Below are 11896 nucleotides of genomic sequence, written 5' to 3'. Positions count from 1 at the left end.
TGTACTTTCAAATCCTATGGCTATTTTTTCTTAACTTCTTATATCTCTTTATAAATTCGTTACCAAAGTAACTTCATTATATCTTCCCTTCACCTAAAGGCAAGGGATTTTGTATCCCCCATAGGAACATTAATACAAGCTGCGGCACTTCAAGCTTTAGGAAGCTTAGCTTTTAGGTTTAGCAATATTAAAGCAAAATTAATATTACCTATTTTGTTTAACAACTTAAATAGTAAAAATGAGAGAATATTATATGAAACTAAAGATACCCTATAGCAGATTACTTACCATGTAATAAGATTAAGAAGTAAGATTTATTTGGAATATTTTAAAAATGGAATTGATTTTTTTAATGAGGGAATTCTAAAGAGATATACAGATAAAACATTAATGCTCTACTTAAATAATGAAGAAGAAAAAATAGAGTTTATTTTAAGTTTCTGTCAAAATTCTTTAAATTTAAAGAAGCATTAGAGGTTTGCCTGTATTTTCTTGAAAAAAAGAAAGTGAGCAAATATATAAAACTGCTTTTCAAGGATTCATTTATATAGTAATCAGATTAAAAAAAATAGATTTTGATATTATATTACCGTTTATTAAAAAATTTATAAATCTAGATAAAAGTTGTGTTCATATTTATACAGACTCTTGTTTAGTTAATATAGCAATTATGATACCTGAACTAAGAGAAAAAGTAATATCTTATCTAAAAAATAAAATCACCTTATTTAAAAGAGATACAAGCCTTAAATAACAATAGAGAAAGTAATGGAACTATCAGTAAAGGCAGTAAATGACAATGCTTTATCGAGGTTAGATCAGAAGATTGAGAATAAGATAGCGAGGACCTGAGTCTTTTTTATTGTTTTTATGGACTACATGGTCAAGCGAACTAGGTGATACAATGGGTTTTACCGGTCCACACAATAATGCTACACGAGAATGACAATAAGATCTTTTTAAGAGAGGTATAAACAAAATCACTTTTTAGACAATTCTATTATACTTTGTAAAAAATTATAAGTTTTTGCTAAAAAATAATATATACTTAGCTTTATATAAAAGATGGAATCTACCTTTCACCTTTTATATTCAACTTTTTAGCCGAATAGCAGATTATGTAATAACTCACTATCCGTATTAATTAACTATTATCTTTTTTCTTGGAGGAATATAGATTGTTTCATCTTCAGCATGCGAAATCTTTTCTAAAAGTCCAATAAAACGGTCTTTATTAGGTACTAGCTTTACTATTGCCCACCCTTCTTCTATTGATTTCTTTATGCGTTCTATATCAGATTTATTCTCTGAAAAAGATATAACTTTTTGTGCTGGATTTTGCATATTGATAAATCAATTATAGTTAATAAATATTAATATTGTAGTAAATATTTTTTAATAAATCAATCACATATTTATTATTTGCTAAATATCAATAAAATGATTACCATATATTAGGTTTTGTCTACTTATATCCTAATAAATAGTTAGATTAAAAGTTGTACAACAATTTTTTATTTTAAACATATATTTTTATGTTACTTATTAACTTTATTTAATTTAAACTGCATAATTTAATTATGTCAAATGATAATTTACAACCGCATGCCCTTTCTAAAAAGCAATTATTTGCTTTTTTTGGTATGGTTGTCGGAATGTTCATGTCGGTACTTGATATTCAAATTGTCGCTAACTCATTATCTGTAATAGCTGCAGGTCTTGCCGCTTCAAGCGATGAACTTTCTTGTGTTCAAACATCTTACTTACTGAAGTTATTATTATTCCTATTACCGGCTTTTTAGCAAGGTTACTTTCTACTAAAGTTTCTTATTTCATTGCAGCTTTAGGGTTTACGGTTATGAGCGTATTATGTTCGCTTGCAACTAATATTGAATCCATGATTATCTTTAGAGCATTACAAGGATTTTTTGGCGGTGCTATGATACCGACGGTCTTTAGTACCGTTTTTATAATTTTTCCTGCATCACAACGTCCTACTGTTACTATCTTAATTGGACTTGTCGTAACTGTCGCCCCTACTTTAGGACCTACAACTCGGTGGATATATTACAGAGATTTTATCATGGCATTTTATGTTTTTATTAAACGTCATACCCGGTATTTTTGTATGCACGGTAGTATTTTTATATGGTGATTTTGATAAACCAAATTATAAATTACTGAAAAATTTTGATTTTCTCGGTATATTATTAATGGCTTTAACGCTAGGCTTATTACAGTATGTTTTAGAAGAAGGAAATAAAAAAGGTTGGCTTGAGGATAATTTAATATTATTCTTAAGCATTGCAGTAGCTTTAGGTTTTATTTTATTAATCATTAGAGAACTAACCTTTATTAATCCAATTTTAGATTTAAAAACATTCCTTTATAAAGACTTTACTTTTGGTTGCCTTTATTCATTCGTTATGGGTATCGGATTATACGGGGCAGTATATATATTACCGCTATTTCTCTTTACTATTGCCGGATATGATACATTACAAATCGGGGCTACTATGATGGTGACGGGCGGAGCACAATTTTTATCTGCACCACTTGCCGGTAGGATGTTAGGGCTAGGGGTAGATTTACGCCTGATGCTTATTATAGGACTTGGAGGGTTTGCTCTTGGATGTCATCTGAATAGTTTTCTAACACCTGATTCTAAATTTGCTGCCTTTGTGCTTCCTCAAGTTGTTAGAGGGCTTTCCTTAATGTTTTGTTTTATACCGAATGTAGCTCTTGGCAATATGCCAAAAGAAAGAGTAGGTAACGCTAGCGGGCTTTATAATCTTACTCGTAATTTAGGAGGAACAGTAGGGCTTGCAATAATCAGCACTATACTTACTAATGATACTAAAATCTTTATGCAATATTTATCGGAAAATATCTCGTCTACTTCTATAATGGCATTAGAACAGCTAGATTCTTATACTGAATTATTAAGCGGAAAAGTTCTTAATCCTGACAAAGCATCATATTTGTTATTAGCAAACAAATTAAATAATGATGCTTTTGTAATTGCAATAAATAATATATTTAATATGATAGGGCTGTTATTTGTATTTATAATGCTACTAATACCTTTTACTTCAAAGATCAAATTAACCGAAAATGTTAATGCTCACTAAAATTAAATTTATATTATATTTTCCTTGGTTATTATTAGAAATATGGAAATCAGCTTTCTCGGTGATCAAAATAATTTGGCAAAGAAAGATAGAGATAGAGCCGATTTTTGAATGGATTGACGCAGAAGGGCTAGAAGAAATCGGTGAAGTAATTTATAGTAACTCGATTACATTAACACCTGGTACGGTAACACTTGATATAAATAATAATATGTTATTAGTGCATGCACTCAATAAATCATCGATTACCGACCTACAAAGAGGTAGAATGATTAAAAAAATAAAAAATAACTTGAAGTAGGAAATGACATCAGATATAAACGCTCTAAAGTATAAAAAAATTTTGCTTAAAGTTTCAGGAGAAGCTTTAATGGGGGACAAGCAATTTGGGCATGAATATGAGGTAATAAAAAAGATTGCCGGCGATATTAAGGAGGTCATTGATTTAGGAGTAGAAGTCGCTATCGTAGTCGGTGGCGGAAATATTTACCGTGGGATTAATGCAGCACTCGTCGGTATGGACCGAGCTTCAGCGGATTATATAGGTATGCTTGCAACGGTGATTAATGCATTAACTTTACAAAACGTTATGGAAAGCCTAGGTATCTATACAAGAGTTCTATCGGCTATTCCTATGATGAGCGTATGTGAGCCTTATATTCGCCGTAAAGCTAAAAGACATATGGAAAAAAAGCGTGTAGTAATTTTTGCCGGTGGTACAGGTAACCCGTTTTGTACAACCGATAGTGCCGCAGTACTTCGTGCAATCGAAATGAATTGCGATATTTTATTAAAAGCAACTCAAGTTGACGGTGTATATGATTCCGACCCTAAAAAAAATCCTGATGCTAAAAAATATTTCACTATTAACTATAAAGATGTTATAACTAACAACCTGCAAGTCATGGATACGGCAGCTATTGCAGTTGCAAGAGAAAATAAATTACCTCTAAGAATATTTTCGATAAAAGAACAGGGAAATTTTGCTAGAGTAATACAAGATAAAGGCGAATATACGACAATTGAGGAATAAGCAGTGTGAATTGTGGTATGATTTTTATGGCATTGTTGCATGACTCATTTTATGTCATTCCCGCGCGCGCGGGAATCTAGCATAAAGCAAGCTTTTGATTTTAAAAACTTACCCTGTCTGTACTTTTTAACTACTGGATTCCCGCCTGCGCGGGAATGATATTGTGGGTATTGTCCAATACACATAACAATGTCTCGATTAATAATATACGGATCAAATAATATGGATACAGAAACGTTAAAGAAAATTTTACAAGAAAAAATGGATAAAGCTCTCAAAGTTTTAGATCATGAGCTTAAAGGGCTACGTACCGGTAGAGCTTCAGTTAATTTGCTTGATAGCGTAACCGTGGAAGCTTACGGTAGTAAAATGCTGCTTTCACAAGTTGCTTCTCTATCCACCCCTGATGCACGAACAATTAACGTGCAGGTTTGGGATAAATCTATGGTATCCTCAGTAGAGAAAGGAATTACTATAGCAAATCTTGGCTTAACTCCAGCAACGGACGGTCAATTAATCAGACTACCGATACCGGCTTTAACTGAAGAAAGACGTAAAGAACTGGTAAAGCTTGCTCATAAATACGGTGAGGATACTAAAATTTCATTACGTAATATTAGAAGAGACGGCAATGAAGAACTTAAAAAGCTAGAAAAGGGTAATATTATTGCAAAAGATGAGTATCATAACTTATCTGAACAAGTACAAAAGTTAACTGATGAATATAGCAGTAAAGTTGATGCGGCAATAAAACAAAAAGAACAAGAAATAATGACTGTTTGATAAGGTTACACATGTCATCTAGTGGTCAAGCGGACTAGGGTGACAGAATAGGTTTTACCGATCCACGCAATAATGCCAAGAGAGAATGACATAAATTGACTCTATACTGACAAAATTAGTTAGAGATTTAATTCCAGAAATTATCTTAAAATCAGGCAGGATACCAGTTACTCATATTGCTGAATCATATGAGTATAAAGAATTATTACACAATAAACTACTAGAAGAAGTAGAGGAATTTTTACAAGATTGAGTATATGGAAGAAGTAGCTAATATATTAGAAGTACTTGAAACAATCTGTAATATTAATGGCTATAAACTATAAAAAACAAAAAAAGAAAGTTAATGGTGGTTTTGATAATAAGATAGTTTTAGAAAAAATAACTAATTAGCTTTTATGACTTAATGAAATAAAATCTGCTATAGAATCTTGGATCACATGCTATATCCAAGATCTAGCTTACAAGTTACAGGCATGAAATCAGAGCTACGCAAGCAAGACTTCACGTGAATAACATTAGACTATACTACTCAAAATAATAAAACTATGATTACAAAAGAAGAAGTACAAAAAATAGCAAAATTAGCTAGATTAAAATTTGAAGAAGATACTGTAGAAAAATTTTCTACTCAGCTTAGTACTATTATGGATATGATCGATATTTTAAATGAAATAGATTGCAAAGATATAGAGCCTTTAACCTCAGTTTCTAATATGAATGCTAGAATGCGAGAGGACACCGTTACAAGTTCTGATTTATCAAATGAATTATTTGATAATGTAAGCGGAAATAGTGCTCAGCTTGCTAAAGAAGTAAAATATTTTATCACTCCAAAGGTTGTTGAATAATTATGACAGAACTAAACAAATTAACAGTAGCAGACAGTGTAAAAGGTTTAAAAAATAAAGATTTTACAAGTAAAGAATTAGTTAATGCACATATTAAGCAAATAGAAAAACATAGGAATCTAAATGCTTATGTTACCGAAACTTTTGATTTAGCTTTAAAACAGGCTGAAGCAGCCGATCAAAATTATGCTCAAAATCAACCGCGAACACTTGAAGGTATACCGTTTGCCGCTAAAGATCTTTTCTGTACAAAAGGCATTAGAACTACGGCATGTTCTAATATACTGAAAAATTTTATACCTAATTATGAATCAAGCGTTACACAAAATATTTTTGATAAGGGCGGCGTGATGCTCGGCAAAACCAATATGGATGAATTTGCGATGGGTTCAGCAAATATTACTAGTTGTTTTGGAAATGTAATTAGCCCTTGGAAAGCAAATGATGATAATGCTGATTTAGTTCCTGGCGGTTCTTCAGGTGGTTCAGCTGCGGCAGTTAGTGGATTTATGGCATCCGCGGCTCTTGGTAGCGATACTGGTGGCTCGATACGTCAACCTGCAAGCTTTACGGGTTTAGTTGGATTTAAACCGACATATGGTCGTTGCTCAAGATACGGGATGGTATCGTTTGCTAGCTCACTTGATCAAGCAGGAATATTCACTAGAAGCGTTTTAGACAGTAGCATTATGCTTGAAGCAATGATGGGGTTTGATGAAAAAGATTCTACTGCGATTAAAGCAGAAGTTCCAAAATTACAATCCGCTATCGGAAGTTCTATGAAAAATATACAGATAGGCGTACCTCTTAACCTTGGTGAAGGTGGTATTGAACCTGATATTATGAAAATGTGGCAGGATACCATAGAGCTACTTAAAAACGCCGGTGCTGAGATAGTAGATATTACTTTGCCGCATGCTAAATACGGTGTTGCCGTTTATTACGTAATAGCACCGGCTGAAGCTTCTTCAAATTTATCTAGATATGACGGCGTTAGATACGGTCTTCGAGTAGAACGTGAAAATATGACACTTGATGAAATGTATGAAATGGCTAGATCAGCCGGATTTGGGGAGGAAGTAAAACGTCGTATTATGATTGGAACATATGTGCTTTCATCTAGTTGTATGGATGCATATTATCTAAAAGCTCAAAAAGTACGTCGTTTAGTTGCAAACGATTTTAATAATGCTTTTGCAAAAGTTGATGCCATTTTGTTACCTGCAGCACCGACTGAAGCATTTAAGATTGGTGCAAAACAAAATGATCCGACTATTATGTATTTAAACGATTTATTTACTATTCCTGCAAGTTTAGCAGGTTTACCTTGTGCATCAGTTCCTGCCGGATTATCGGCACGAGGTTTACCTCTTGGGATGCAGATTATAGGTAAACAATTAGATGAATATAATGTTTTGAAAGTAGCATCGACCATTGAGTCAGGTGTAAAACATATTAAATTTGAGCCGGCAGGGTTTTAACCAAAGCTAGTAATTGATTTTATAAAGTTTTAGTAATTTAATGTATTTTACTATATATTAATTTTTTATTTTGAAATCAAGCGTAGGAGTGTTCCAAGCTTGATTCCTAAAATATTTTATTCAGTTAGTAATGACTTTAGTAATTGCTACCTGGGCATTCCTATGGGTTTTTAATTATGGCATATATTGAAGGTAATACGGGGAAATGGGAGTATGTAATAGGACTTGAAATCCATGCTCAAATTTCTTCAAAATCTAAGCTTTTTTCAGGCAGTAGTACTATTTTTGCAGCAAGTCCAAATTCACAGGTTTCCTATGTTGATGCAGCAATGCCCGGGATGTTACCGGTATTAAATAAGCACTGTGTACATCAAGCAATTAAAACAGGACTTGGGCTTAAAGCTAAAATAAATAAATATTCGGTATTTGATCGTAAAAATTATTTTTATGCCGATTTACCGCAAGGTTACCAAATTTCACAATTTTACTATCCTATAGTACAAAACGGCACTATAGAAATACCGACTAGTACCGGCGATCTTAAAACTATTCGTATTAACCGTTTGCATTTAGAGCAAGATGCTGGTAAATCTATGCATGATCAATCACCACATTACAGCTTTATCGATTTAAACCGTGCCGGTATTGGGCTTATGGAAATTGTGACCGAACCTGATATATCATCACCGGACGAAGCGGCTGAATTTGTAAAAAAGCTGAGAAATTTGTTACGTTATATCGGCAGCTGCGACGGTGATATGGAAAAAGGCTCAATGCGTTGTGATGCTAATATTTCAGTACGACGTAGTGGCGAACCACTCGGCACAAGATGCGAAATTAAAAATCTTAATTCAATTCGTAATATTATTAAAGCAATAGAATTTGAAGCTAAAAGACAAGTAGACTTGCTTGAAAGCGGTGAAGCAATAATTCAAGAAACACGCTTATTTAATGCCGATAGCTGTGAAACACGAACTATGCGTTTAAAAGAAGAAGCACTTGATTATAGATATTTTCCTGATCCTGATTTATTACCGCTTGTTATTTCCGATAAGTTAATAGACGAGCTAAAAGCAAATTTACCTGAGCTACCTGATCAAAAGATTGAAAAATATATGAAGGAATTTGGCTTAAGTAAATATGATGCCGAAGTAATAGTAGCCGATGAATCAGTTGCTGGCTATTTTGAGAAAGCAGTAAATGAATGTAACCCTAAAATGCTTACTAATTGGCTAACTAGTGAGTTATTCGGACAATTAAACAAAGCATCGATCAGAATAAATGAATGCAAAATTACTCCTAGTGACTTTGCAAAACTAATAACATTAATAGAAAATGATATTATTTCCGGTAAAATTGCAAAAACCGTTTTTGAAATTATGTTTGAAACCGGTAAAGCAGCTGATAAAATAGTAGAGGAAAAAGGACTTGTACAAGTTTTGGATCATCACGTGCTAAACACGGTAATTGACGAGGTGATAGCTGAAAATCCTAAATCAGTAGAGGGTTATAGAAGCGGTAAGGATAAATTATTCGGTTTCTTTGTAGGGCAAGTAATGAAAAAAACCGGCGGTAAGGCTAATCCGACTCTTGTGAATCAGCTTTTAAAGGAGAAATTGAGTTTTTGATGTTTATTGGTAATATTAGGTTTTGTTGCACGGATACGGATATCGGAACCGTCATTGCGAGAAGGCGTTGCCAGCGTGGATCAATGTCGCCTATGTCATACCGTGGGCTTGACCACGGGAACCAGTTAAAAATACTAAAATTATTAGTATTTTTATTGTTTTTTTGAATACCGTGGTCAAGCCACAGTATGACACCGAACGGGTTTTTTAAGCCATACAACAAGACCAATGCCTCGTAGAGGACATACTCAAACTTAAAACATTATTTTAATGAAATTTCTGAAAATATTTTTACTATCTTTCTTATTAGTTTCTTGTGAAAAAAAAGAAACTGAAAAAACTTTAATAGTTGGTACTGCCGCAGATAATCCTCCTTATGAATTCATCCAAGACGGAGAGATTGTCGGGATTGATATTGATATTATCAAAGCAATAAGCAAACGTCTAAATAAAAAAGTTATTATAAAAAACTTTGACTTTAACGGTTTACTTGCAGCTCTAGTTAGTGAAAATATTGACGTTGCGGTGGCGGAGCTTTCCGTAACACCTGAGCGTGCTGAATATATCAGCTTTTCCGATCATTACGCTACTGCAAGATTTGCTATAATATATAGAACAGGTGATAATATACAAAATAGCAAAGATCTAGAGAATAAAATAGTAGGAGTACAGCTTGGTAGTGTTTTAGAAAAAAAAGCACAAAATCTATCACAAACGATGAATATTAAAGTTCATTCTTTAGCAAATCATTTAATGTTAGTTGAAGAATTAAAAGCTAGAGTCATAGATGCTATTATTTCTGAGGAATTTCAAGGCAAAAAATTAAAAGAAAATAATTTAAATTTAGAAAGCAGTACTTTAGAAGAATTTTCATCCGATTTTGCTATAGGTATGTCTAAAAACTCAGGACTAATTAATGAAATTAATGAAGCAATCGATTCATTAAAAAAAGATGGAACCATTAATAAAATTATGAAAAAATGGTTGGGACAGTAACAGAAAGTCAATTTAAAGATGCTATGAGCCGATTCCCTCAAGGAGTGACTATTATAACAACAAATTGTAACAACGAGCTTTTTGGCTTTACTGCTACTTCTTTTACTTCTGTATCTTTAAAACCGCCGTTAATATTATTTTGCCTTAATAAAAACTCTTTCAGTATAAACAGTTTTCAAAAAAATGATAAGTTTGCAGTTAGTATTTTAGCAGAGAATCAAATTGATATCTCAAGACATTTTGCTAAATCACAACCTAATAAATTTACAAAAATTGCCTATGAGCTTGGCAATAAAACTGATTGTCCTTTAATAAACGGTGCAACTTGTCATATAGAATGTAATAAATATGATTGTTACAATGCCGGTGATCATGTTATATTTATAGGTGAAGTAATAAATACTACTATTAAAAATGACTTAAAGCCTCTATTATACTTTCATAAATTGTATACTCGTTTCATTTATTAGAAATATATTATTACCAATATGATAAATATCGGTCTTAGCGGTTCTACCGGTAAAATGGGAAAAACTATTCTAGAGAGAATAGATAAATTTAAAGATTGCAAAATTTCAGCAAAATTTAATAGTACTAATAATTTAGATGATTTAAATAATTTTTGTAAAAATTCTGATGTAATCATCGATTTTTCTACTCCTGAAATATTAGACAAATTAATTAATTATGCATTAAAACATAATACAAAATTAGTAATCGGAACCACGGGACTTCAGCCTCAACATTTTAAGCTTTTAGAAAAAGCAGCTCAAACTTTACCTATTTTATATTCTGCAAATATGAGTACCGGAGCTAATTTGCTCAGCTATTTAGTAAGAAAGGCAACAAAAATACTAGATGATTACGATATTGAAATTCTAGAAACCCATCATCGTAATAAAAAAGATTCACCCTCAGGGACTGCTATTATGCTTGCTGAAACGATTGCAAGGGAAAAAGGATTAAATATAGCATTTAATCGTGGTAACAAACCAAGAAGCGAAAAAGAAATAGGTATTTCCTCGCTTCGTGGTGGAAATGTTCACAGTATACACGAAATATCTTTACTAGGTGACGATGAAATAATCACTTTAAAACACGAAGCTCTGAATAAAAATTCTTTTGTCATTGGTGTAATTAAAGCCGCTATTTGGCTACAAGATAAATCACCAGCTTTATATTCAATGCAAGATATTTATAATTATAGCTTGCAAAAACAGCTCTAACAGGCTATATTTTATTATGTAAATAACATAATCCTAAGGTTACTTATGATCGATTATACAAAAACTTTAACTGCCACCTCAAAGAATAAAACTTTTGATAAAGGCTTAAGAAAATACATGCTTAAAGTATATAATTATATGGCTTTAGCACTTTTACTAACCGGTGTAGCAGCCATAACGACTATATCAGTTGAACCTATTTATAATTTAATGTTTCAAACAGGTTTCGGCACTATTATAATATTTGCTCCGCTCGGTATTGCTTTATATTTCTTTATGGGCTTCGGACGAATGAACCTGAAAACAGCACAAATATTGTTTTGGGTTTATGCCGGTTTAACCGGTATGTCGCTTGCATATTTAGCTCTTATTTATACCGGTACCTCAATAGCTCGTACTTTTTTTATTTGCTCTTCCGTTTTTGGAGCAATGAGTTTGTACGGTTATAGTACAAGTAGAGATTTAACATCTATGGGTTCATTTTTTGCAATGGGTCTTATAGGTCTTATCATTGCTTCATTAGTCAACTTGTTTCTGAAAAGCTCAGCTCTTTCTTTTGCTACTTCTCTTATTGGAATAGTAGTATTTATGGGATTAATTGCTTGGGACACACAAAAGATTAAGTCTATGTATTACATGGCAGGAAACGATGCAGTAGGACAAAAGCTCTCTATTATGGCAGCTTTTACTTTATACTTAGATTTTATAAATCTTTTCCTATATTTAATGAGATTTTTAGGCAATAGAAGGGATTAATTAATATAATC

Annotated in this window: 11 protein-coding genes and 2 pseudogenes; 12 read left to right on the top strand and 1 reads right to left on the bottom strand. The window is 32.5% G+C overall.

What is annotated here, in order from left to right; genetic code table 11:
- Positions 1-1140: 1140 nt before the first annotated feature.
- Positions 1141-1344, bottom strand: coding sequence for a DUF2674 domain-containing protein (locus A452_RS0100620; protein WP_014413161.1), 204 nt, complete (start codon positions 1342-1344; stop codon positions 1141-1143).
- A gap of 236 nt (positions 1345-1580) precedes the next feature.
- Between A452_RS0100620 and A452_RS07770 the strand changes: the two are divergent.
- The 12 genes and pseudogenes from A452_RS07770 to A452_RS0100560 all read left to right on the top strand — a co-directional run bounded on the left by A452_RS07770 (position 1581) and on the right by A452_RS0100560 (position 11885).
- Positions 1581-3131, top strand: a pseudogene (locus A452_RS07770) (DHA2 family efflux MFS transporter permease subunit).
- Positions 3115-3432 carry a monovalent cation/H+ antiporter subunit E gene (locus A452_RS0100610; protein ID WP_014413162.1) on the top strand — a complete coding sequence of 106 codons (318 nt, stop codon included), beginning with the start codon at positions 3115-3117 and terminating at the stop codon, positions 3430-3432. Before A452_RS07770 ends, A452_RS0100610 begins: the two are co-directional and overlap by 17 nt.
- 3 nt (positions 3433-3435) lie before the next feature.
- Positions 3436-4164, top strand: a complete 729-nt coding sequence (gene pyrH, locus A452_RS0100605; protein WP_014413163.1) for a UMP kinase — start codon at positions 3436-3438, stop codon at positions 4162-4164.
- 222 nt (positions 4165-4386) lie between these two features.
- The gene (frr, locus tag A452_RS0100600) at positions 4387-4947 is read left to right on the top strand and encodes a ribosome recycling factor (protein WP_014413164.1); all 561 of its coding nucleotides are present in this window, start codon (positions 4387-4389) and stop codon (positions 4945-4947) included.
- A gap of 106 nt (positions 4948-5053) precedes the next feature.
- Positions 5054-5273, top strand: a pseudogene (locus A452_RS12910) (nucleoside triphosphate pyrophosphohydrolase).
- 222 nt (positions 5274-5495) lie between these two features.
- A complete protein-coding gene (gene gatC / locus A452_RS0100590; protein ID WP_014413165.1) occupies positions 5496-5798 on the top strand; it encodes an Asp-tRNA(Asn)/Glu-tRNA(Gln) amidotransferase subunit GatC in 303 nt (100 codons plus the stop codon).
- A 2-nt stretch (positions 5799-5800) separates the two neighbouring features.
- The gene (gatA, locus tag A452_RS0100585; RefSeq protein ID WP_014413166.1) at positions 5801-7279 is read left to right on the top strand and encodes an Asp-tRNA(Asn)/Glu-tRNA(Gln) amidotransferase subunit GatA; all 1479 of its coding nucleotides are present in this window, start codon (positions 5801-5803) and stop codon (positions 7277-7279) included.
- 176 nt (positions 7280-7455) lie between these two features.
- The gene (gatB, locus tag A452_RS0100580; RefSeq protein WP_014413167.1) at positions 7456-8907 is read left to right on the top strand and encodes an Asp-tRNA(Asn)/Glu-tRNA(Gln) amidotransferase subunit GatB; all 1452 of its coding nucleotides are present in this window, start codon (positions 7456-7458) and stop codon (positions 8905-8907) included.
- A 270-nt stretch (positions 8908-9177) separates the two neighbouring features.
- Positions 9178-9903, top strand: a complete 726-nt coding sequence (locus tag A452_RS0100575) for an ABC transporter substrate-binding protein (RefSeq protein WP_014413168.1) — start codon at positions 9178-9180, stop codon at positions 9901-9903.
- Positions 9888-10373, top strand: a complete 486-nt coding sequence (locus A452_RS0100570; RefSeq protein ID WP_014413169.1) for a flavin reductase family protein — start codon at positions 9888-9890, stop codon at positions 10371-10373. Before A452_RS0100575 ends, A452_RS0100570 begins: the two co-directional genes overlap by 16 nt.
- 18 nt (positions 10374-10391) lie before the next feature.
- A complete protein-coding gene (gene dapB, locus A452_RS0100565) occupies positions 10392-11129 on the top strand; it encodes a 4-hydroxy-tetrahydrodipicolinate reductase (RefSeq protein WP_014413170.1) in 738 nt (245 codons plus the stop codon).
- A gap of 45 nt (positions 11130-11174) precedes the next feature.
- A complete protein-coding gene (locus tag A452_RS0100560; protein WP_014413171.1) occupies positions 11175-11885 on the top strand; it encodes a Bax inhibitor-1/YccA family protein in 711 nt (236 codons plus the stop codon).
- The last annotated feature ends 11 nt before the right edge of the window (positions 11886-11896 follow it).

The organism is Rickettsia australis str. Phillips, assembly GCF_000273745.1.
Taxonomy (GTDB): domain Bacteria; phylum Pseudomonadota; class Alphaproteobacteria; order Rickettsiales; family Rickettsiaceae; genus Rickettsia; species Rickettsia australis.
Note: the sequence above shows the minus strand (reverse complement) of the source record. Positions and strands in the feature narration are given on the sequence as shown.